A 21,989-nucleotide genomic window follows, 5' to 3' on the forward strand; every position below is an offset into this window, starting at 1 on the left:
GCTAAGGGAGAAACCAGCTGTGAGCGAGAACCCCACCCCGCGCCCCGTCCACCGTACCGACGGTAAGAAAGTTACCCTCGCCGCGGGAACTACCGAAACGAATGCCGCTGGCGGCTTTACCGTGCGCAAGAAGTTCGGTGGAACCGAATCCCAGATTCGTGGGGCCCTCACCTTTTACAAGTGGTGCGCCTGGATTTCAGGTACCTTCCTGTTGCTGCTCGTTGCTGAAATGATTAGCCGCTACATCTTCGGCTACGACCTGGTCGCCGGTGGCGTCGACGCCCAAACCGGCGAAACCGTGGCCCTGGGCTGGCTCAATCTTGAGACCGGTAACCTGCACGGTGGCGTCAACATCTCCACCTGGATTCTGATTGTTCACGGCTGGTTCTATGTGGTCTACCTCTTCTCCTGCTTCCGTCTCTGGCTGCTCATGCGCTGGGCCCTACCCCAGATGATTGTCATGGCCCTGGGCGGTGTGGTGCCCTTCCTGTCCTTCATTGTGGAGCGCCGCATCTACGCAGAAACCCTGGCCCTGCTGGCAGCCAACCCGCAGGCCACCAAACGTTACTAGGTCTAGCGCTTCCCTGCACTAGAATAGAACCCAAGGATTACCCTTCAACCCCAACCGAAAAGGTATATACCTGTGACTACCCACAACCCCATCGAGGAGCTCGAAGAGCGCCCCGTACTGGTCGTTGACTACGGCGCCCAGTACGCGCAGCTCATCGCGCGCCGCGTGCGTGAGGCCGGCGTCTACTCTGAGCTGGTTCCTCACACCATGCCCACCGAGAAGATGCTCGCCAAGAACCCGGCTGCAATTATTCTGTCTGGCGGCCCCTCATCCGTATACGAGGACGGCGCCCCCAAGGGCGACATCGCCATGTTTGAAGCGGGCGTACCCGTCTTCGGTATCTGCTACGGCTTCCAGGTCATGGCCCAGACCCTCGGCGGTACCGTCGCCAAGACCGGTCTGCGCGAATACGGCGCAACCGACGCCGTGGTCTGTGCAGAGAACTCTTCCTTCCTGACCGGTACCCCCACAACCCAGAACGTCTGGATGAGCCACGGCGATTCCGTCTCTGAAGCCCCCGCAGGCTTCGAGGTGCTGGCCCAGACCCCCGGTGCAGCCGTTGCAGCCTTCGTCGATGAGAAGCGCAAGTTCGGTGGCGTGCAGTGGCACCCCGAGGTTAAGCACTCCGACTACGGCCAGGTTGCCCTGGAGAACTTCCTCTTCAACGTAGCGGGTCTGAAGAAGACCTGGTCAACCGGCAACATTATCGAAGAGCAGGTCGCTAAGATTCGCGAGCAGGTGGGCGATGACCAGGTCATCTGCGCCCTGTCCGGTGGCGTTGACTCATCAGTTGCCGCAGCCCTGGTTCATAAGGCTGTGGGCGACCAGCTCACCTGCTTCTTCATCGACCACGGTCTGCTGCGCGAGGGCGAACGTGAACAGGTTGAGCAGGACTACGCCTCAACCATGGGTATCAAGGTAGTGACCATCGACGAGTCAGAGCGCTTCCTGGGCGCCCTGGCCGGTATTACCGAGCCCGAAGCTAAGCGTAAGGCTATTGGCCGCGAGTTCATCCGATCCTTCGAAGCTGCCCAGCGCAAGCTGATTGAAGAAGCCGGTGCTGAAGGTACCGACATCAAGTTCCTGGTGCAGGGTACCCTCTACCCCGATGTTGTTGAATCTGGCGGTGGCGAGGGAGCTGCGAACATCAAGTCCCATCACAATGTGGGTGGTCTGCCTGATGACCTGCAGTTTGAGCTGGTTGAGCCCCTGCGTACCCTCTTCAAGGACGAGGTTCGCGCCATTGGCCGTGAGCTGGGTGTTCCCGAGAAGATTGTTGCCCGTCAGCCTTTCCCCGGCCCTGGCCTGGGTATTCGCGTGATTGGTGAGGTCACAAAGCATAACCTGGATATTCTGCGTGCTGCTGACCTGATTGTGCGCGAGGAACTGACTGCCGCCGGTATGGATGAGGAGATCTGGCAGTGCCCCGTGGTGCTGTTGGCGGACGTCCGTTCCGTTGGTGTGCAGGGTGATGGCCGTACCTACGGTCACCCGATTGTGCTGCGCCCGGTGTCGTCTGAGGACGCGATGACTGCTGACTGGTCACGCCTGCCCTATGACCTGTTGGCGAAGATTTCTAACCGGATTACGAATGAGGTTGCTGAGGTGAACCGAGTGGTTCTGGACGTCACCTCAAAGCCTCCGGGAACGATTGAGTGGGAATAAACCGATTTTTCGTCCCCAGGCGAAATAAAAAATCGGTTTATTCGCCGAGCATAGCGTAGCGGCGAGGCGAGGAGCTTGCGAACGAAGTGAGCTCCTCGTTTCGTTATTCCGCGAGCCTGCGAGCGGTTATATCGACTTAGGTTGCATGTCTGCGATACTCGTGTGACCATAGCACCGGCTAAGAGAAAGGCCGCCCTATCAACCAGTAGGGCGGCCTTTTTCGGTTTTTAAAAGCCATAGGCTTTCATCAGGGAATCTGAGAAGGTCACCTGGTAGGGGAGGGCGCGTAGTTTTGCCTCATCGATATCAATACCACGTTGAGTGGCTGCTTTAACGTACTCTTCCCAGGGGAAATCAACCTGGTTGGGAACATCTGCTTTCACAATAGTGAGGAGTTCTTGGATAGCTTTGTCTGCCGTTTGCTGCCATTTCCCTGGGGTATTCGGGTTGCCGTGCCAGAAGGAGGTTAGCCCCCCGGTCCATGTCGAGCTTGATGAGTGAACCGTCTTGGAGTTTGAGGTACTGGCTGATGCTAACACTGATCGTCGGTCTACTGTTCCCTGCTGGCGGGGTGTCGATGTCGCACATGATGATGAGTGCTATTACCGGTGTATTTTTGATAATAAGCGGTTTTCTGGTGAGCTCAGACCGCTCTGCGCCCTCAGTCAATAGCGGACGGTAGCGGGGTGGAAAATCTGGCTTACTCATGTTGTGCGCTGACGTTGGCGACCACCTGCAGGATACATTGAGAGGGCGAACCGGTGTCTGTTGAAGTCATGGTTACAGCCTATCCCATCTTTTCTAAACGTCTTAGAGATTGCCGAACAGCCCCCGTCCTTATTCCCACAAAGGGAGCGGACGGGGGGCTGTTCTGGTTGTGGGGCTATGTCTTAGCCGCCGAAGGTGAACATCCAGGTGATGCCGTACTTGTCGGTGAGGGAGCCTAAGGTGGCGCCCCAGGGGCTGCGGTGAGGGGTTGGATGTTGGTTGCGCCGTCGGAGATGCGCAGGTTGAAGCAGCGCTCGGTGATGAGCTCGGCGTGCATAACCAGGTTTTCGTGCTCGGGAGCAACGGGGGCCTGGAATTCCTTGAGGGTTGCCAGCTGAAGCTCACCGCCGAAAACCTCAGCGTAGAATTCGATGGTTTCTCGGGCGTTACCGGCGAAGGTGAAATAGGGGGGGTGAACGGGATAGCCACGGGTGGCTTTTCTCTAAAGTGATGGAGCGGTTTTAGAATACCACGCCTCACCCCTGATAAGGGGACCTGATTTCTTAAAAGGGACCACGTAATATGCGGTCCTTTTTAAGAAATCAGGTCCCTTTGGGCGGGAAACAGGGTTAGGCGGCGATACGGTAGATTCGGGCCTCGTAGGGGCGCAGGGTCAGCTCAGCCTCAGCAGACTGCTCGGTGGCGTCCGCGTAGTTGGACAGCACCACCTGAGCGTCCGCACCCTCCAGCACTTCGTAAGAGCGGGTCAGGACGCCGTCGGTAAAGTTGGCAACGACCAGCAGCTTCTCGCCCTCCCCGTGGCGCTCGTAGGCGTACATCTCAGAATCTTCGGGGTCCAGGGGCGCGAAAGAAGCGTAGACCAGCAGATCCTTGAGCTCGCCCCGGCGCAGGGCTACCAGCTGGCGGTAGTAGTGCCACAGGGAATCCTCACGTTCCACCGCTTCAGCTGCGTTGATCTCGGTGTAGTTCTCGTTGAGCCCAATCCAGGGGGTGCCACTCGTAAAGCCGGCGCCGGCGTCCGCGCTCCACTGCACCGGGGTGCGAGCGTTGTCGCGGCCCTTGGCGTAAATCAGAGCCATAGCCTCATCCGAGCTCATACGGTCGTGCTCGGTGACCATATCGGTGTAGAAGTTGATGGAATCCAGGTCCTTATAGTCCTCAATGGAGTCGAACTGCACGTTGGTCATGCCGAACTCTTCGCCCTGGTAGATGTAGGGGGTGCCCTGCATACCGTGCAGCACAGTGGCCAGCATCTTGCCGGAGAGCTCCCGGTACTCGGGCGAGTCGTTGCCAAAGCGGGAGACCACGCGGGGCTGGTCATGGTTGTTCCAGTAGAGAGAGCCCCATGCCTTGCCGTCCAGCTCGGTCTGCCAGGTGTTCAAGATTTCCTTCATCTCCGTCAGCTGCACGGGCTTGCGGGACCACTTGCCCATACCGGTATCGGGATCTGAATCAAGACCCATGTGCTCGAAGTGGAAGATCATGTGCAGCTCATCGGTGGTGAAACCGGAGAACTGGACGGCTTCTTCGGGGCCGGTGGCGCTCATCTCGCCCACGGTCATGCAGTCGTACTTGTCGAAGGTTTCCATGTTGAGCTCGTGCATCCACTCGTGCACCTTGGTGCCGTTGGTGATCACGAAGGGGATAGACGAGGAGTGCTTTTCAGGGTCGACGCTGGGGTCATCGGGCAGGCCCTCGGGCTTGGAGATGATGTTGATAGCATCCAGGCGGAAGCCATCGACGCCCTTATCGAGCCAGAAGGTGACCAGGTCAAAGATTTCCTGGCGGACCTTGGGGTTCTCCCAGTTGAGGTCGGGCTGCTTGCGGGAGAACATGTGCAGGTACCACTGGTCGGTAGTTTCGTCGTATTCCCAGGCCGGGCCGCCGAACTCGCTGCCCCAGTTGTTGGGGGGCAGGGGCTTGCCGTCCTCATCGACGCCCGATGAATCCCGCCAGATGTAGTAGTCGCGGTAGTCGTTATCGCGTGAGGCCCGGGCCTTTTTAAACCATTCGTGCTCATCGGATGAGTGGTTGACCACCAGGTCCATCAGAATCTTGATGCCGAGGGAGTGGGCGGTTTCGAGCATCTGATCGAAGTCGTCCATGGTGCCGAACTCGGGCATAATAGCCCGGTAGTCGCTGATGTCGTAGCCCATATCATCGTTGGGGGAGGCGAAGACGGGGGAGAGCCAGATGACGTTGATGCCGAGGTCTGCCAGGTAGGGTAGGCGCTCGGTGATACCGGGGATATCACCGATGCCGTCGCCGTTGGAGTCGTTGAAGCTGCGCGGCCAAATCTGGTAGACGACCGCTTCCTTCCACCAGGTCTTTCCTGAATTATCTGCCATGGGGCTAGTCCCTTTCGTAGAGGTAAATTTTTGCTTCGTAGGGGCGCAGAGTTGCGCCTGCGTCGTTGGTGTAGTTGCTGCTGATGAGGGTGCGCTTACCTGCCGGTTCGGTGAAGGTACGGGTAAGGACGCCGTCGGTAAAGTTAGCGACGACCAGCAGGGTTTGGCCCTCGGTGGGGCCGGTGCCGTGGCGCAGGTAGGCGTAGACTTCAGCGTCCTCGGTGGCGGTTACCTCTGCTGAATCGATCAGTTCGTAGACGCCGTTGACCATGATGGGGTGAGTGTGCCGCAGGGTGATGAGGTCGCGGTAGTGGTAGAAGACCGAGTTCTCATCGGCAAGAGCTGCCTCTGCGTTGATCTCGGTGTAGCGGGGGTTGAGCTTGAGCCAGGGGGTGCCGCTGGTGAAGCCTGCGTGCTCACCGGCCGTCCATTGCATGGGGGTGCGGGCGTTATCGCGGCCGGAGGCTGAGATGTAGCGCAGCATGGTGTCGTGGTCGACCACGCCTGAGCCGACCAGCTTGGCGTAGTGGTCGTGGATTTCTAAGTCGTTGTAGTCGGCCAGGTCGGTGAAGAAAACGTTGGTCATACCTAGCTCTTCGCCCTGGTAGATGTAGGGGGTACCTGCCATACCGTGCAGTACGGTGCCCAGCATCTTGGCTGAGACCACCCGGTACTCAGCAGAATCGTTACCGAAACGGGAGACAGCGCGGGGCTGGTCGTGGTTGTTCCAGTAGTTGGCGTTCCAGCCCTTACCAGCCAGGTCTACCTGCCACTTGGTGAGAATCCGCTTGAGGTCGTGCAGGTCGAAGCGCTCGTCGTTCCACTTGCCCAGGGCGGGGTTGGGGTTGGCATCCACGCCCATGTGTTCAAACTGGAAGAGGGTTTGGAGTTCGCCGCGGTCAAAGCCGGTGTAGAGCAGGCCGTCGGCGGTGGTGACGCCGGGGGCTTCACCCACGGTGATAACGGGGTAATGGGAGAGAACTTCCCGGTTCATCTCAGCTAGGTATTCGTGCACTCGGGGGCCGTTGGCTGCCATGGTGATGGAGTCGGTGCCGCCCCCGGCTGCTACCTGGGGGTCGTCAGGGTAGGCTGGGTCCTTGGAGATGAGGTTGATGACGTCCATGCGGAAGCCATCGACGCCCTTATCCAGCCAGAAGCGCATGAGGTCGTAGACTTCGTTGCGCACCACCGGGTTTTCCCAGTTGAGGTCGGGCTGCTTGGTGGAGAAGAGATGCAGGTAGAACTGCTCGGTGGTCGGTTCCCATTCCCAGACGGAGGGGGAGAAGGCAGCGACCCAGTTGTTGGGCGGGATGGGGGTGCCGTCCTCGGTGTAGCCTGCCGGGTCCTTCCAGATGTAGTAGTCGCGGTAGGGGTTGTCCTTGCTGCTCTTGGCCTGCACAAACCAGTCGTGTTCGTCGGAGGTGTGGTTGACCACCAGATCCATCATGATCTTGATACCGGCGTCGTGGGCGGTTTCAAGCAGCTCATCGAAGTCAGCCATGGTACCGAATTCGTTCATGATGTCGCGGTAGTCGCTGATGTCGTAGCCGTTATCATCGTTGGGAGACTTGTAGATGGGCGAGAGCCAGATGACGTCCACCCCGAGCTTTGCCAGGTAGGGGATTTTCTCGGTGATACCGGGCAAATCCCCGATACCGTCACCGTTGGAATCGTTAAAAGACCGGGGGTAAATCTGGTAGACAACGGGTTCTTGCCACCACTGGGTTTCGCGTGCCATCATGTGCTCCTTTGCGGCTTGGTTAGATGTCGAGGGTCAGTAACAGACCGGAATGATCTGAGATTGCGGTTTCATCGGTGTCGGGGAAGACAACCTCGTGTGTGCGGACGCGTGTGGGACGGTCGGTGAGTACTAGGTCGATACGCAGGGCCTGGGTCAGGTTATCCCAGCCATGAATAGATTTATGCACCGTAAATTCGCCGGTAACCTGTTCAGCAACCCGGTAGGTATCGATCCAGCCACGCTCTATCATCAGGTCATAGCCTTCACCCTGCACCTGGGCAGCATTATTAAAGTCTCCTGCCAGAATAACGGGGGCACCGTCAGCGAGCTGTTTCATCTGTCTCTCTAACTGGGTGAACTCATCAGCAAAGAGGGCTACCTCGCCGAGTTTCCACCAACTCATATGGGTGCTAGCAACCCAGGCACCCCCGAACTCCTCTCCCAGTTGTACCGCCACGGCAACTCGCCGGGCCACGTCCTGATCTGTATAGGCAGGAGAAAGATCAACCAGCTTGCAGCCCTTAAAAGGTTGCCTGGTCAAAATAGCTACACCCTCGTCGTAGCGGTCAAAGCCTAGGTGGGAAACTGACCAGGCCCAGTAGTAGGGGTACCCTAGCTGCTCCAAAAACTGGTTGAGCAGCAGGGCATAGTTATCCTGACGGACGGAGCGGTCAGCGCCCCCAACAAAGCCGAGCGGGGTATCCACCACGGCGGACTCCACAAACTGGTTGACCTCCTGCAGAGCAACTACATCAACCTGCTCCCGCACAATAAACTGAGCCAACTCAAAAATCTTGGGAATCTGGTGCACCTCAAGCCAGCTGTGGGTGTTCAGCGTTAATAGTTTCATCGAGTACAAGCGTCACTTTCACGGGTCAATGAGGAGAGTCCTACGGCTACCCATCCTAGGTGCGCCCGGCCTGTCTGCCCCCACCAAACCCGGCCCCTAGGCCTCGGTACTTTTACCCGCTCCCGAAAAACGTGCCGGTTCACGGCATTAATGCCAAAGTACCCCAAATCACGCCTATGCTCGGCCAAAGAATGGTTAGATAAGGCTAGTAATCACACGGGTGGCGCTCCGCACACACCACGCTTCACGCGAACGCCGAGTCTCACCTATACACGAAAGGTTCTTATCCGATGATGGAGAAGATTCAGAGGTTCGGCTCGGCCATGCTGGCCCCCGTCCTCATCTTTGCATTCGCCGGTCTTGCAGTGGGTATTGCCATTATCTGCAAGAACGAGCAGCTTCTGGGCAGCATCGCCGCAGAAGGTACCGGCTGGTACAACTTCTGGTCCGTTTGGGAATCAGGCGCATGGACCGTCTTCAACCAGATGGAACTCCTCTTTGTTCTGGGTCTTCCCATTGCTCTGGCTAAGACCGCCCAGGCCCGCGCCGTACTCGAAGCCGGCATGATTTACCTGACCTTCAACTACTTCGTTGCTTCTATCCTCAGCATCTGGGGTGACACGTTCGGCGTTGACTACAGCGTTGACCTCTCCGAAGGTGCAGCAGGTACCGGTCTGAAGATGATCGCGGGTATCAAGACCCTCGACACCGGCATCTTCGGTGCCATTATCATCTCAGCAATCGTTGTCTGGCTGCACAACCGCTACTTCAACACCAAGCTGCCCGACTTCCTCGGTATCTTCCAGGGCACCCAGTTCGTCTACGGCCTGGGCTTCTTCCTCATGATGCCCGTTGCGCTCGCCTTCGTCGCTATCTGGCCCACTATCCAGACCGGCATCGGCTCCTTGCAGGGCTTCTTCATCTCTTCCGGTGTCTTTGGCGTCTGGCTCTACACCTTCCTTGAGCGCATCCTGATCCCCACCGGTCTGCACCACTTCATCTACACCCCCTTCGTATTCGGTCCTGCCGTTGTTCCGGATGGCATCACCAAGTACTGGGTTGCTAACCTCGAAACCTTCGCAGCATCAACCACCCCCGTCAAGGAACTCTTCCCCGGTGGCGGCTTCGCCCTGCACGGTAACTCCAAGGTCTTTGCCCCCCTCGGTATCGCAGCTGCCTTCTACACCACTGCTCGCCCCGAAAAGCGCAAGGAAACCCTGGCTCTGCTGATCCCCGTCTGCCTCACCGCAATCCTGATCGGTATCACCGAGCCCCTCGAATTCACCTTCCTCTTCCTGGCACCCCCGCTGTTCGCAGTACACGCTGTCCTGGCTGCAACCATGGCAGCTACCATGTACGGCTTCGGCGTTGTCGGTAATATGGGCGGCGGTCTGATTGACTTCCTCTTCCAGAACTGGATCCCCATGTGGCCCAACCACTCCGGTATGGTTCTCACTCAGATTGGTATCGGCCTGTGCTTCACCCTGATCTACTTCGTGGTTTTCCGCTTCCTGATCCTTAAGTTCGACTTCAAGACCCCCGGTCGTGAAGTAGACGGTGGCGAAACCAAGCTCTACACCAAGGCTGACTACAAGGAAGCCAAGAAGAACGGCACCCTGGGTGCTGAAGGTTCAGCTGCCGCTGGCGCAACTGCTGGTGCCGCAACCGCAGTAGCATCGGACCCCTACACCCAGCGAGCAACCGACTTCCTGGCCCTGCTCGGCGGCCCCGCCAACATCACCGATGTGAACAACTGCGCCACCCGCCTGCGCGTCTCAGTAGATGACCCCTCACTGGTCGCTACCGAAGCTGACTTCAAGTCATCGGGCGCACTGGGCCTGGTCAACAAGGGCAAGGCCTTGCAGGTCATCGTCGGTATGGACGTACCCCAGGTCCGCGACAAGTTCGAAGAAATGGTCAACGCTGGCAAGTAATCGCTAGCTAGTACCCGCTGATACCCCAAGGGCTCCTGAGTAAAACCACCTATACTGTATAGAACTGCAGTGACCGTGAAATACTCAGGAGCCCTTGGTGGACTTACAGGAACTTGTCAACGCGCATCAGAACCGCCTCAGTGACACCGAACGCGAAATCCTCGCCTTCATGCTCAACAACGAGCAGTTCGTTGCCGACTCAACCATCAGCGCCCTGGCCCACAAAACCTTCACCTCGACGTCCAGCATTATCCGCCTGACAAAGAAGCTAGGGTTCTCCGGCTTCGCCGAACTGAAGTTTTTCGTGAAAAATTCACTTCTAGATGCAGCATCGCCTAACGCAGATTTTCTAGAGAGCGGCCGCATCGACATCCTCAAAACCTACGAGGGTCTCACCAACGTCGACTTCGAGCCCATCCTCAAGAAAATTGATTCGGCCCGCACCATCTACTGCTACGGAACCGGTTTTGCCCAGCGCACCGCTATTCAAGAATTTTCAAAGTCCATGCTGGCCTGCGGCAAATTCACCCACGTTATTCCGGCCTCCAGTGAGTTTAGGGGGAGCATCGGCGTCATGAAGCCCGATGATCTCGTCATCATAGCCTCCCTCTCGGGAGAGACCGAAAGCGCTCTGCCGACGGTGCGCGCCCTGGCCGCTCGCAAAATCCCGATGATTGCCATTACAGCACTTGGCGTCAACACGATTTCTGCCGCCGCAGATTTTTCCCTCCACTACGAGTCCACACCCACTGTCACTGGAACAGCCAAAGAGCCCTACCACTCTTTTGTGGCTCTGAGCGTGTTGCTGGACTACACCGTTCGCCAATACATCCAGTACATCGATACCCAAGAAAAGAATTCATGAACGCCCTGCTCTATGCCCTGCGCGACACCCAGCGCCTCCGCACCTTCCTCTTTTGGTACTGGCTTATCAGCCCCATGGTTTTCTTCTTCTACCAGTTTGCGGTATCGCGAGGAGAGAACGTTGACTTCCGTGAAATGCTGAACGAACCCGCTATCGCCCTTGCCTTTATTGTCAGCTGCATGTCACTGATTATGGTGGGCCTACTCCGGGCAGCAGAAACCGAAAACGAAAACACCGAGCGCACCTTTGGCATGTTTGCTGTAGCCCAGCAGCTGCTCACTGGCAACGTTCCTGGCTTCCTGCTGAGCTACTTCTATACCCGCTCCCTCTGGGACGCCTCGCGTGAGCCCTTCGCCCCCCGCCTCCGTTGGGTTATCCTTGCGGGCATGGCCCTGCTCGGTTTGCTGTCTCTGTTGACCCTGCTGGCCTACTTCAACCTGGCCACCGGCTAAAAACCAACCCCGGCCCTGTTCCCTGGGAACAGGGCCTTCCTGTAGCGTCTAAGAATCTGTGCTGCGGGCCCGAAAGCTCTATGATGGTAGGGGAGTTAACACGTGCAGAAAGCTAGAGTAGATTCAGTGAACGAACAGGTAAACCCTGAAACCGCTAACGAGCATCCTACCGGTGCCGCCGCACCCTGGTCCCAGGGCCATGCACAAACCCCGCTGGAAACCCCGGACTCTACCGCTGATGAACAGGTAACAGCCCAGGTACAAGCTGGCCTCGAAGCCTGGGCCGAGCAGATGGAAACCTATACCGGCCCCGATGCCATGTTGGACTTCAACCAGGTCGACTATGTGCATATCGACCTCACTGACGCCAACTCATCGGGAGTAGCCCAGATGTTTATGGGCCGAAAGACCCGCCTCTCTACCATCTTGCGTGATAAGGCCAAGCTTGAGGCTGGTATGGTAGCGGCTCGAGCCCTGCGCACCAAGATTTTTGAGCTGGCGACCGGCCACGGGCTAGATGCGGGCTACTTCGTTGCGGGCACCGCCTCCTGGCTTTCACGCGATGTCCGTGAGGACGGCATGGTGGGTGAGAAGCGTTTTATCGCTCCTATCCTCATGGCTCCTCTTGCTATTACCCCCCACCCCACCAGTGACGACTTTGAGGTTCAGCTCACCGGCCCTGCCAAACTCAACCCTGCCATGGTGCGGCAGATTAAGAAAGAGTACGGCATCGACCTGGGCACCATGGACGTCGCCCAGCTGGCCAACTCCATGCGCAAGCTAGATCCCGAGCCCGTGATTGAGCGGATGCGAGCTACCACCGGGGCTGTCCCCGGTATGACCATCCGCTCCACCTACTTCATTTCTACCTTTGCAGACCTTAAGGAAAGCACCGGGGAGCTTCCGGCAACCGCCCATACCCCGCTCGTCCGCGATATCGCTCAACTTAAACTCAACCCGCTAGAGCAGCCCTTTATTGCCCCCGTCCACAACACCCGCGACCCCCTTGATAGCCGCGACCCGGACACCGACATGCTGGTGGTGGACGCGGACGCCAGTGGGCAGGATATCGTCGACCTGGCCCACCTGGGGCACTCCCTAGCCGTGACCACCGCTCCCGGTACCGACCAGCTCGGTACCGCAGCCAACATCGCCGCGGCCCTGATTCACCAGGGTAAGTCTGTACTTGTGGTGGGAGAAAAACGCTCAACCCTCACTGACTTCACTAGCCTCTTGGAGCGCACCCACCTCAGCGACCTCACCTTTGATCTGCTGACCGAACGCGACTCCGAGGACTACCGCCAAGAGTTCATCTCAGCGATTGTGCGCGATGAGAAGGCTCCCGCCCCCAACGTCACCGACATCCACCGGGAACTAGTGAAAACCCGTGACAAGCTCCGGGGGCATACTGAATCCCTACGGTTCACTGAATCCCGCTGGGGTTGCTCGGTCTATGAGGCCCTGCAGACCCTGGCCGCGCTTACGGCCCAGGACCCAGCGCCCTCAACCCAGGTGCGTCTCACCCGCGCCACCATGGATGCTCTCAGCCACCGCGCCGAGACCGTCCACAAGCTCCAGCGCCTAGCAGACCTCGGGGGCTTCCGCCCCTCCACCCGGGCCTCAGCCTGGCACCTGGCTAAGCTCACCAGCTCAGAAGACACTGAAGCCGCTCACACCCTGGTCAAGAACCTGCGCAGCTCCCTGAACGAAGTCTCAGCAGGTATGGCTCTCATGGCCGATGAGACCGGCCTCAAACCAGCCACCAGCATGGACGACTGGGGAACCCAGCTAGACCTGCTCGAACGTATCGCTGATACCCTCACCCGCTTCAGACCCGACATCTTTGACCGCCCCGTCACCGACCTCATCGCCGCCACCGCCAGCGGTACCTGGAGACGGGAACACGGTATCGATATGTCGAGTATTCAGCGATCCCGCCTACGCCGCGCCGCCAAAGAGTACATCGTGCCGGGCGTCAATATCTCAGACCTGCACGAGCATCTCTTCATTGTGCAGGGCCAGCGTGAAGAGTGGATTAGCTGGGCTAAGGACGAACGCGTCCCCACGATTCCCGAGAACCTCTCTGACCTGCGCTCCCGCTACGCTGCCCTACTCGAAGAATTCACTGGGCTAGCTATCGTGCTGGAAGATTCCCCGGCTGGCACCCGTTTCTCATCAACCCCCCTCAAGCAACTTGAAGAGAGACTAGCGGCCCTCATCGACGACGAATGGCTCCTACACACCCTGCCCGAGCGCGTCCGCCTTACCCAGGAGCTCACCACAGAGGGCCTGGGCGAACTCCTGGGCGACTTCTACGAGCGTCAGCTCGAAAGCGGCGCTGTAGCTGCCGAACTAGAACTTGCCTGGTGGCAGACCGCCCTTGAAATGATGCTGGCCTCTCAAGAACTTGAGATTCTGAGCGCAGATACCCTGCGCGACCTTGAAACCCGCTTCCGCCGGGCAGACTATTCGCACCTGGCCTTCGCCTCGGCCCGCCTGCATGCTGCTGTCGCCGATACCTGGCGCGCCCGCATCCACGAGTACGACCACGAAGCAGCCTTCCTACGTAGCCAGCTCAAAAGCCATGAATTCAGTCTGCAGCAGGTGCTAACCCAGGCTCCCACCATGGCTACCACCCTACTACCCCTGTGGATTACCAGCCCCTTTGCCCTTTCCGGTAAGGTGCCCACCGGCATGCGCTTTGACGCAGCAATCCTGCTCGACGCCGAATCTACACCGCTGGCAGCTAACCTACCTGCACTCATTCGCGCTGAACAGGTCATCGCCCTGGGAGACCCCCACAGCGGCTTCCCAGCCCCTTTCATGGTCTCAGCGGTAGCCCAGAACGCACCGGTGGTGAAGAGCCAAAAACTGGTCAGCACCTTCGAGGCCCTCGCCAAGGTACTGCCTGGCCGGTCTTTGGCTACCGTCAACCGGGCAATCGACCCCGCCCTCTTTGGCTACCTCAATGAACACTTCTATGGGGGAGCCCTCACCAGCTACCCCTGGGGTGAAGAAATCACCGATGGCGCTCCAGCTCTCACCGTAGAATACGTGGACGTCACCGGGCGGGTCTCCGATAACGCTGCCCTCGATTCGCCCAGCCTTGAGGTACAGCGGGTTGCAGAGATGGTCATCGAGCACGCCTACCGTAACCCCCAGCAGACACTAGCTGTTGTGACCACCACTGCCCGCCATGCCCAGCGTATTGCTGAGGCCGTCCGCCAGCTCCTGGCCCGTTACCCCCAGTTCGCCCCCTACTTTGCAGCGGGCAACGAGTCCTTCCGCGTCGTCGACGTCTCCCGTGCTGTTGACATGGAACGCGACGTCATCATCTTTGCGTTAGGTGCCGGCAAAACTGCCCAGGGAGCAGCCCACCACTTTGGTCATCTCTCCGAGCGCAGCGGCCGCGAAAGCTTCGTGCTTGCCACCACCCGCGCCCGCCACCTCACCCGCCTAGTCACCTGCGTAACCCCCGAGGACCTTAACCCCCAGCGTCTAGAAAACGGGGCTTTCGATATATACCGACTCCTGTTGGCTTACCGCCGAGAGCAAGAAGCACGCGCAGCCCAAGAACTGACCAAACCCATCACCGATAAACTTCCTGTCAACGAGTTCCTCACCAACGACCATCTAGAAGCTATCGACATGGGTGACTGGCTGCTCAACGACCTGGTGCGCCGTCTGGGTCAGCACAGGGTGACCCTGCACGAGTCAACGGTTCCCCTCATCTCACTGATCGCTACCAGCGAGGAAGAATCCCTTCTTGCCGGTGCAGTTGCCAGCCCCCGTGCCCGCACCATGGTGCAGGACCTTGACCGCACCACCCCGGTACGAGTACCCCTTGCCGTTGTTTCTGACGGGTCAGACGCCTACGCCGCCATGAGTGTGCGCGAACGCTCCCGCCTGATCCCTGAACTACTGGCTCGAACCGGGTGGAACCACATGACCTGTTGGACTATTGAGGTCTTCTCTGACCCCGAGGCCCTGGTGGGTCGAATCGGCAGCTATCTGGGGCTGGGCCGCAATGAGTAAGAATCCCTCCCCGGCCTCAGCAGGGGCAAAGGAAGAAGAGGCGAAAGCCGGGTACAGCCCCGTACCTAAGAAACGGCGCGGCCACCGCCGGGCCACCGGCGGGTCAGCCTTCACCGGCGCTGAACCCAAACTTGCGGGGCTCACCGAACCAAGTGCGTCCGCCCCAGCTACCGAGGGGGAGGACGCCCGGGCAACCTGGCTCAAAGAACAACGCCCACCCCACTACGGGCAATAAAAAGAAGGGGCTGCCTGCCACATACCGTGGCAGGCAGCCCCTTGAACGTCTCTAGGCTTATTTGCCCTTATCGTTGGCGTAGAAACCAGAGCCTTTGAAAACCACACCGACCTGGCCGAACTTCTTACGCAGGGTGTCCTGGCCGCACTCGGGGCAGGTCTTGAGCGCCTCGTCCGAGAACGACTGGTGCTGCTCAAACACGTGGCCGCAGTTCTTGCACTGGTAAACGTAAACAGGCACGGATAACTCCATCAAATAGGCGATAAATCTGGGGGTTATTCTACTCTGTTCTGGCGGCTCGACCTCAATTACCCAGGCGGTGCAGGGTCTTCTCCGTTGCCACAAACCGAAGTGTGGCATCCCAGCTATCTGCAGGCAGGCCATCAAGAATTTCCCGCTCAAACACCACCCCCACGGTAGAGGGGTCTTGCGCCAGAGGGCCAAGCTGCTCAAAAAGCCGGTCATAGTAGCCTCCGCCCTGCCCTAGCCTCCGCCCCGCCAGATCGTAGGCAAGGGCAGGTACCAAACGAAGGTCTGCCTGGATAAATGCCTCAGCTCCGTGGCGCTCACCTACCGGCTCCACGATACCCAGCGCATTGACGGTGTGTTCTACCTGCGGCTGCCACTCTACCCAGGCCAGCTGACGCCGGGGGCGGACGACTGGCACCAGCACCCGGTACCCCTCAGCTACAGCCCGGGTTAGGGCCGGTAGCAGAGGAGGCTCAGTGGGAAGGGGCAGAAAAGCGGCAAGAGTGCTGCCTGCAGGGAGGCTTTGCCAGAGGGGAGCTAGGGCGCGTTCAAAGCCCTGAGCCGTTTCTGGATGCGGTGGGTTGTGGGTTCGGCGTCTGCGTAGGTAGCTGCGGACAAAAGCCTTAGCCTGGGCGGTGCTTGCTGACCTAGTAGAGCTCACGGGTGCCTTCCTAAAGAAGTGTTAGCTGAATCTAGTCATAATTTACCCCTCTTCAGGGCAGCGAATGCAGACAAACTCTAAAATTTGGGTATTCTGAAAGGTATGACTGAAAATAAATCACTCTCCGTGACCAAGGCTGTGATTCCTGCCGCCGGTCTCGGCACTCGCTTCCTTCCCGCCACCAAGGCCACTCCTAAGGAGATGCTGCCCGTGGTGGACCGCCCTGCGATTCAGTACGTTGTCGAAGAAGCCATTCGTGCTGGCCTGAACGACGTTCTGATGATTACCGGCCGCAACAAGCGCGCCCTAGAGGATCACTTTGACCGTGTACCCGGTCTGGAACAGCAGCTCGCTGACCAGGGCAAGGACGCCCTGCTCAAGAGCGTTGAAGACTCCAACGACCTGGGTGAGATCCACTACGTCCGCCAGGGCGACCCCAAGGGTCTGGGCCACGCTGTACTGCGCGGCAAGGTCCACGTTGGCAATGAGCCCTTCGCGGTTCTGCTGGGCGATGACCTGATTGACGAAAAAGAAGACCTGCTCTCTGCCATGGTCGCTGTCCAGCAGAAGACCGGCGGCTCTGTCGTGGCCCTGATGGAGGTTCCCGAAGAGCAGATTTCTGCTTACGGCTGTGCCGCAGTACAGGCTGTTGAGGGTGAGGACGGCTTCGTTAAGGTCACCGGCCTGGTCGAAAAGCCCGCTGTTGAGGATGCCCCCTCAAACCTGGCCGTCATCGGCCGCTATGTTCTTTCCCCCAAGGTCTTTGAGGTGCTGGAAGATACCGCACCGGGCCGCGGCGATGAAATCCAGCTGACCGACGCTTTGCAGACTCTGGCTCAGGGCACCGGTGAGGGCGAAGGTGTCTACGGCGTGGTCTTCAAGGGCCGCCGTTTCGACACCGGCGACAAGCTCTCCTACCTCAAGGCCAACGTCATTCTTGCTGCTGAGCGCGATGATCTGGGCTCTGAGTTGCGTACCTGGATTAAGGAATTCGCAGCCGAGCTGTAGGCCCTGTTGCTACTGCTGGGCGGACGCGGGGGCTAAGGGAGGCCCTGAACCGTTCGGCGGTGAGTAGCGTGGATGCAGAAGAACTGGGTGCCTTCTATAAGGAAGGTACCCAGTTCTTGTCTCATAGCCTGCTCTGTTTGGGAGAGCTGGGGTAGAATGAACTAGATATTTGTGTCACAGAGATAGAGAACGGGGGCAGCGATGGACTTGCTGAGTGGTTCAGGCCTTATTTTGCTGGTATGCGTGCTGGTTGGCCTGGGGCTCGTTGTGCGCCGCCGTAAATCAGATTCTGTGACCAGTATCGGGGCTGAGAAGTTCGTCGCCGATATTGTTGAGAGCCACACCAGCGAGGCTGAGGCCCGTCGTGCGCCGTCCGCTCCTCCGACTCAGACCACGACCGAAACCGCCCCGGCTTTTCGGCTGAAGCCCACCCGTCTGGCTGTATTCGGTCTAGCCCTTGCCTTCATGCTGGCTAGCCTGGTTACGGGGGTTCTGTCTCTCACCGGTGGAGCAGCCCTAATCTTTCCCCTCCTCTTCTTGCTAGCTAGTCTGGCCTGCCTGGCTACCTTGCGGGTGTTGGCCCTGCGTGACCGCGACCGTAGGCGGGCCCGCACCGTACTGGCTGTTGAACAGCGCCAGACCCAGCGGCATCCTTCTGCCCCCTCAAGTACCTCTCACGCACCCAGCAGCCAGCAGGCTCGCCCGGCAGCTACCGTCTCTACTGTCGAGCTGAAGCCTGCCCCCGAGCGTCCTGCTCGTACCCGCCAGCAGATGCCTGTCAGCCACGCGGCTAAGGCTCTCCGCCGGGCAAAAACCCAGCATCACCCGGTGGTAGCTGCACCCGCTCCTATCGCTGACGGCGAGGCTGCTACCCAGCAAAAGCCCGTTCGCCTCCGCATGGACGAGGCCCTGCCCGATACCCGCTGGCAGGTCACCGAGGTGCCCCTTCCTACCTACCTTGAGGCAGAGACCGTGCGCAGGGAAGCTCCTGCTCCGCTTGCGACTGAAGCAGCCCCGAAGGCCCAGACCCAGACCCTGGCCGAGGCAGCAAGCCTTAACCTTGACGACGTGCTGAAGCGCCGCCGCGCCTAGGCGAAGATGAAGTTTTTTCAAAGAATAGATACCCAGCCGTAGCCTCACCCTAAGAGGCCGCGAAGCTGGGTATTCTGTTTGAGGGGCAGGACCACACCGCCCCACGATATTCTGAGGAAGGCTAACCGTATGGCTACACACCACCTGGAAATTGAGCAGAAATTTGAGCTTGCCGATGTGAACAGTGAGGTTCCCTCGGTGGAGTGGAGCTTTAAGCGGTGGAGTGTCAGTGAACCTGTGACCGAGCAGCTTGATGCCACCTACTACGACACCCCCTCGGGCAACCTGGGTCGGCATAAGGTAGCTCTGCGCCGTCGCCTGGGTGGCTACGACCAGGGCTGGCACATCAAGTTCGACGCTGCCGGCCAGCGCCATGAGGTGACCTTTGACCTGCTGTCTAACCGCTCTGCTATGCCTGCTGCGGTGAGGAAGTTTGTGCAGGTTCCGGCCCTTGGCGAAGAGCTGGAGCCTCGGGTTTCTCTGAAAACCCAGCGGACCCGTACCGTGATCCTCGGTAGGGGCGAGGAGCAGCTAGCTGAGATTTGTGATGACCGGGTACAGGCTCTTGACTATGCCACCGGCCAGGAACGGGCCTGGCACGAGTGGGAGGTAGAGCTGCTGGGGCAGACCGCCCAGGATCGTAAGCTCACAGAGGCGCTCTTTGCGGACGTTGCCCGTCAGCTGCAGGCTGTTGGGGCTGTGCCCTCGCAGTCGCCGGCTAAGATTGCCCGGGCCCTGGGCCAGGATGCCGATTTTGAAGTCCGGCGGTCAGGCAACAAAGCTAAGGGGCAGAGTAAGAAACCATCGAAAAAGAAAAAGAAGGCTCTGGCAGCTGAACTTCCCCCGGTGCCGAGCTCTGCTGAGCTACTTACCCGGGTACTTGCCTCTCACACCCAACGGCTTGCCCAGGCTGATCTGCTGGTGGCAGCGGGAGCACCCGATGCCACCCACCAGGGGCGCATTGTTGCCCGTCAGCTGCGGAGCGTGCTGAAGTATATGGCTCTGCCCTATGCGCGCAGCGGGTTTGCTCCTGCGCTTGAAGATATGATGCAGGGGCTGAAAACCTATGCCCGCCAGCTAGAAACGCACCGTAACGGTGAGCTTGTACACCCTATGGTCCAGCAGGTTCTGCAGGCTCACCCGGTGTTAGAGGAGAGCTCAGGCACTGCCTTCGGTGCGGTCATGGAGCACCAGCAGGCGGACGCAGCCGCCCAGGCCCGCCGCTATATGGCCTCTGCTGGGAGACTGGAACTTCAGCTGGCTCTCGAATCCTTACTAGCCGATGTGACTCTGGCTATGGAGCTTCCGCTCAATAGCGAGAACTATGTGAACAAGGTGGCTAAGCGTTTGCGGAAGAACCTGGTCAAGCAGGGGGAGCGGGCTATGGCTACCTGGCCAGAGCAGGAGGCTGACTTCTCGGTAAGCGCTGCTTTTGATGAGGGCCTGCACGATGTGCGTAAGGCTGCCAAAGCTGTGCGCTACTGCCTCTTTGCCGCTGCTGATGCCGGGCTTCCTCTGACTGAGCCCCAGGCTGAGCTGGTGGCGCGGGCTAAGGCTGTTCAGGCAGAGCTGGGTGAGCTCACAGACGAACTGACCATGGGCGACTGGCTGTTGAGCCTGCGTGTGCAGGCTAACGAACTGGGGCTTGACCCCTTTGCGATTGGCTATCTGCTGGGCCGCTCAGAGCTGCTGGCTATGGGCCTGCGTATGACTGCTTTTGATGCCCTGCCTCGGGACCTCAAGAAGGTAAAAGGTATCAAGCTCACCTAAACCTGCCTGTGATTTCTGCGGCTTCATAGCTGCCCCTCTTTAAAAAGCTAGAGGCACCTCAGTCAGGTGCCTCTAGCTGCATCACACACAGGAAGAAAAGTCTTCTTTGTACCGCCTAGCCAGCCCTCCCACAGGACCTTGCGGCTATTTGGTAATAAAAATATAACCTAATTGTGGGTACTCTGGCTAGTCTTTGGTGAAAATTTTTTTGGTTAACCTATTTTTTGAGATAGGTAAACCTAAAAAGGGCTTGTTGTGCCTGGTCACTACGAGAAGAGGGGTGCATTCCTTACGGAAGATGGGCGGACGCCACCGCACCAGACTCTGAGAACCGGCTAGACTGGTGGGGTGAGGGAATGGCTTGAAAGTTTGCACTGGGTCGCCGCCATCGGCTTTATGTGGGTGGTGGGTATTGTGCGTACCTCCCTCGTCTTTTCTCTGGGCTGGTTAGCTCAGGCAGGGGGCTCCCGCTTTGAGAAGATACAGCACCTGATGGACCACCCCCTCTACCGCCGGGCCCAGTATTTTGTGAATCGCTGGGGTGTGCTGGCTGTTCCCGCCTGTTTCTTGACAGTGGGCTTTCAAACTGCGGTTATTTTGACTACCGGCTTTACCCGTATGCCCCTGTCTCGCTGGGTTCCAGCCATGCTGGTGGGCACTCTCATGTGGGGCACTATCTACGCAACGGTTGGCATGTCGGTTGTCTGGCTCTGGCTTGAGAACCCGCAGGTAGCCGCCCTGGTGCTGGCCCTGCTGGCAGCCGTCATTATCACCGCAAAACTCCGGGACAGAAAGCGTTCCATGCCGCGACTACCGAAAGGCACCAAGTTATGACCCTGAGTGAGCTGATTCTTGCCCACCCCGATCTGCTGGTTGATAACCAGACCGCCCGCTATGAGCAGGTAGGGCAGGTGCCCGGTCTCTGCGTGGGGTTCGTGCCCGGGGTTATGCCCGGTAAATGGTTTACCCGGTGGCGGGAGCGCTATTCGGCGTTGGCGCCTCTGACCGACGTCGCCCTGGCCGAGGGGCAGGGCCTTGCTTCGCTCGATGCTTTTGCAGATATGGCGCTGGTGCACGCTGAGGAGGAGCCCGAAGCCCGCGATAAGAAGCGCTACCACGCGATTGAGCTCTACCGGGAAACCCCGGTGGTGGTACTCCCTAAGGACCACCTGCTGACGGTGCTCGAGACCGTCCCGGTTGCTGAGCTGGCCGAAGAATTTTTGCTCCAGAGTCCCGATGAGGTACCCGAGTGGCGCGATCTTTCCGCCGACTACCGGGCCGAGAACCCGCGTCCGCTGCCCCAGATGCGGCACCGGGCTGACGCGATTGAGCTGGTGGCTGCCGGTCTGGGCTTGTTGGTGGTGCAGATGTCTGTAGCCCGTTTTTATCACCGCAAAGACCTGACTTACCGCCCGGTTGAGGGGCTGGGCGAGTACCCGGTTCTGCTGGTGTGGAAGCGGGAGGTGCGTGAGGACGCCCGTGAGCAGGTAATCCAGGACTTCGTGGGGATTACCCGCGGCCGCACCGCTGCCTCTCAGCGCGGTAGCGACAGCCGCGAGGTAGCCCTTGAGAAGCAGCGGCGTGAGAAGGAAGAAGCCAAACGGAAGAGGGCGGCTGCCAATAAGCGCCGTGAGGCTGAAGACCGCAAAAAGCGCAACGCCCAGAAGAACGGCAACCTGCGCCAGTACCAGGCTCAAAAGGGCGGCAAGGGGAGTGCTAAGGGCTCGGGCCGAGGCTCCCGGGGCAAAAAGCGTTAGGTGACAGCCTGCACCGAGAGTCTACTG

At 59.1% G+C, this 21,989-nt stretch carries 18 protein-coding genes; 12 read left to right on the forward strand and 6 right to left on the reverse strand.

All coding sequences use genetic code 11. The features are described from left to right. Positions 1 to 19 precede the first annotated feature (19 nt). Positions 20 to 571 (forward strand): DUF3817 domain-containing protein, encoded by a 552-nt coding sequence (locus QM007_RS03255; protein WP_283490526.1) that lies wholly within the window; start codon positions 20 to 22, stop codon positions 569 to 571. 72 nt (positions 572 to 643) lie between these two features. Continuing rightward, a complete protein-coding gene (gene guaA / locus QM007_RS03260) occupies positions 644 to 2,236 on the forward strand; it encodes a glutamine-hydrolyzing GMP synthase (RefSeq protein WP_283490527.1) in 1,593 nt (530 codons plus the stop codon). A 227-nt stretch (positions 2,237 to 2,463) separates the two neighbouring features. Here guaA and QM007_RS03265 read toward each other — a convergent pair whose 3' ends face one another. From QM007_RS03265 to QM007_RS03280, 4 genes are all read right to left on the reverse strand, one after another. After that, positions 2,464 to 2,619 carry a hypothetical protein gene (locus tag QM007_RS03265; protein WP_283490528.1) on the reverse strand — a complete coding sequence of 52 codons (156 nt, stop codon included), beginning with the start codon at positions 2,617 to 2,619 and terminating at the stop codon, positions 2,464 to 2,466. Between the two features lie 954 nt (positions 2,620 to 3,573). Then, positions 3,574 to 5,313, reverse strand: coding sequence for a glycoside hydrolase family 13 protein (locus QM007_RS03270; RefSeq protein WP_283490529.1), 1,740 nt, complete (start codon positions 5,311 to 5,313; stop codon positions 3,574 to 3,576). A gap of 4 nt (positions 5,314 to 5,317) precedes the next feature. Continuing rightward, positions 5,318 to 7,051 (reverse strand): alpha-glucosidase, encoded by a 1,734-nt coding sequence (locus QM007_RS03275; protein ID WP_283490993.1) that lies wholly within the window; start codon positions 7,049 to 7,051, stop codon positions 5,318 to 5,320. 22 nt (positions 7,052 to 7,073) lie between these two features. Beyond that, positions 7,074 to 7,904 carry an endonuclease/exonuclease/phosphatase family protein gene (locus QM007_RS03280; protein ID WP_283490530.1) on the reverse strand — a complete coding sequence of 277 codons (831 nt, stop codon included), beginning with the start codon at positions 7,902 to 7,904 and terminating at the stop codon, positions 7,074 to 7,076. Positions 7,905 to 8,194: 290 nt separating this feature from the next. Here QM007_RS03280 and QM007_RS03285 point away from each other — a divergent pair, with 290 nt between their 5' ends. The 5 genes from QM007_RS03285 to QM007_RS03305 all read left to right on the forward strand — a co-directional run bounded on the left by QM007_RS03285 (position 8,195) and on the right by QM007_RS03305 (position 15,425). Then, positions 8,195 to 9,838, forward strand: a complete 1,644-nt coding sequence (locus QM007_RS03285; protein ID WP_283490531.1) for an alpha-glucoside-specific PTS transporter subunit IIBC — start codon at positions 8,195 to 8,197, stop codon at positions 9,836 to 9,838. A 97-nt stretch (positions 9,839 to 9,935) separates the two neighbouring features. Continuing rightward, positions 9,936 to 10,703, forward strand: coding sequence for a MurR/RpiR family transcriptional regulator (locus QM007_RS03290; protein ID WP_283490532.1), 768 nt, complete (start codon positions 9,936 to 9,938; stop codon positions 10,701 to 10,703). After that, positions 10,700 to 11,155, forward strand: a complete 456-nt coding sequence (locus QM007_RS03295; protein ID WP_283490533.1) for a cell shape determination protein CcmA — start codon at positions 10,700 to 10,702, stop codon at positions 11,153 to 11,155. Before QM007_RS03290 ends, QM007_RS03295 begins: the two co-directional genes overlap by 4 nt. 126 nt (positions 11,156 to 11,281) lie before the next feature. After that, on the forward strand, positions 11,282 to 15,190 hold the full coding sequence (locus QM007_RS03300; protein ID WP_283490534.1) for a DEAD/DEAH box helicase: 3,909 nt from the start codon (positions 11,282 to 11,284) through the stop codon (positions 15,188 to 15,190). After that, positions 15,183 to 15,425, forward strand: coding sequence for a hypothetical protein (locus tag QM007_RS03305; protein WP_283490535.1), 243 nt, complete (start codon positions 15,183 to 15,185; stop codon positions 15,423 to 15,425). Before QM007_RS03300 ends, QM007_RS03305 begins: the two co-directional genes overlap by 8 nt. A gap of 57 nt (positions 15,426 to 15,482) precedes the next feature. Here the strand turns inward: QM007_RS03305 and QM007_RS03310 are convergent, their stop codons facing one another. Together QM007_RS03310 and QM007_RS03315 are read right to left on the reverse strand one after the other, a co-directional pair. After that, on the reverse strand, positions 15,483 to 15,665 hold the full coding sequence (locus tag QM007_RS03310; protein WP_237237490.1) for an FmdB family zinc ribbon protein: 183 nt from the start codon (positions 15,663 to 15,665) through the stop codon (positions 15,483 to 15,485). A gap of 64 nt (positions 15,666 to 15,729) precedes the next feature. Next, positions 15,730 to 16,335, reverse strand: coding sequence for a 5-formyltetrahydrofolate cyclo-ligase (locus tag QM007_RS03315; protein WP_283490536.1), 606 nt, complete (start codon positions 16,333 to 16,335; stop codon positions 15,730 to 15,732). A 102-nt stretch (positions 16,336 to 16,437) separates the two neighbouring features. On the opposite strand from QM007_RS03315, the gene galU reads away from it, so the two are divergent. The 5 genes from galU to QM007_RS03340 all read left to right on the forward strand — a co-directional run bounded on the left by galU (position 16,438) and on the right by QM007_RS03340 (position 21,962). Further along, the gene (galU, locus tag QM007_RS03320) at positions 16,438 to 17,343 is read left to right on the forward strand and encodes a UTP--glucose-1-phosphate uridylyltransferase GalU (RefSeq protein WP_283490537.1); all 906 of its coding nucleotides are present in this window, start codon (positions 16,438 to 16,440) and stop codon (positions 17,341 to 17,343) included. 201 nt (positions 17,344 to 17,544) lie between these two features. Continuing rightward, positions 17,545 to 18,435, forward strand: a complete 891-nt coding sequence (locus tag QM007_RS03325; protein WP_283490538.1) for a hypothetical protein — start codon at positions 17,545 to 17,547, stop codon at positions 18,433 to 18,435. A gap of 129 nt (positions 18,436 to 18,564) precedes the next feature. Then, a complete protein-coding gene (locus QM007_RS03330; protein ID WP_283490539.1) occupies positions 18,565 to 20,205 on the forward strand; it encodes a CYTH and CHAD domain-containing protein in 1,641 nt (546 codons plus the stop codon). 348 nt (positions 20,206 to 20,553) lie between these two features. Continuing rightward, positions 20,554 to 21,039 (forward strand): SNARE-associated domain-containing protein, encoded by a 486-nt coding sequence (locus QM007_RS03335; RefSeq protein WP_283490540.1) that lies wholly within the window; start codon positions 20,554 to 20,556, stop codon positions 21,037 to 21,039. Then, the gene (locus QM007_RS03340; RefSeq protein WP_283490541.1) at positions 21,036 to 21,962 is read left to right on the forward strand and encodes a LysR substrate-binding domain-containing protein; all 927 of its coding nucleotides are present in this window, start codon (positions 21,036 to 21,038) and stop codon (positions 21,960 to 21,962) included. The genes QM007_RS03335 and QM007_RS03340 overlap by 4 nt, the downstream gene beginning before the upstream one ends. Positions 21,963 to 21,989: the final 27 nt, after the last annotated feature.

Origin of the sequence: Rothia sp. SD9660Na, from assembly GCF_030064065.1 — a bacterium.
GTDB lineage: Bacteria > Actinomycetota > Actinomycetes > Actinomycetales > Micrococcaceae > Rothia.

Excerpts from the sequence above, each read along its gene's own strand:
- QM007_RS03285 (WP_283490531.1), top strand. The coding sequence starts at position 8,195 with ATGATGGAGAAGATTCAGAGGTTCGGCTCGGCCATGCTGGCCCCCGTC.
- QM007_RS03270 (WP_283490529.1), bottom strand. The coding sequence starts at position 5,313 with ATGGCAGATAATTCAGGAAAGACCTGGTGGAAGGAAGCGGTCGTCTAC.
- galU (WP_283490537.1), top strand. The coding sequence starts at position 16,438 with ATGACTGAAAATAAATCACTCTCCGTGACCAAGGCTGTGATTCCTGCC.
- QM007_RS03280 (WP_283490530.1), bottom strand. The coding sequence starts at position 7,904 with ATGAAACTATTAACGCTGAACACCCACAGCTGGCTTGAGGTGCACCAG.
- QM007_RS03305 (WP_283490535.1), top strand. The coding sequence starts at position 15,183 with ATGAGTAAGAATCCCTCCCCGGCCTCAGCAGGGGCAAAGGAAGAAGAG.
- QM007_RS03295 (WP_283490533.1), top strand. The coding sequence starts at position 10,700 with ATGAACGCCCTGCTCTATGCCCTGCGCGACACCCAGCGCCTCCGCACC.
- QM007_RS03325 (WP_283490538.1), top strand. The coding sequence starts at position 17,545 with ATGGACTTGCTGAGTGGTTCAGGCCTTATTTTGCTGGTATGCGTGCTG.
- QM007_RS03330 (WP_283490539.1), top strand. The coding sequence starts at position 18,565 with ATGGCTACACACCACCTGGAAATTGAGCAGAAATTTGAGCTTGCCGAT.
- QM007_RS03275 (WP_283490993.1), bottom strand. The coding sequence starts at position 7,051 with ATGGCACGCGAAACCCAGTGGTGGCAAGAACCCGTTGTCTACCAGATT.
- QM007_RS03340 (WP_283490541.1), top strand. The coding sequence starts at position 21,036 with ATGACCCTGAGTGAGCTGATTCTTGCCCACCCCGATCTGCTGGTTGAT.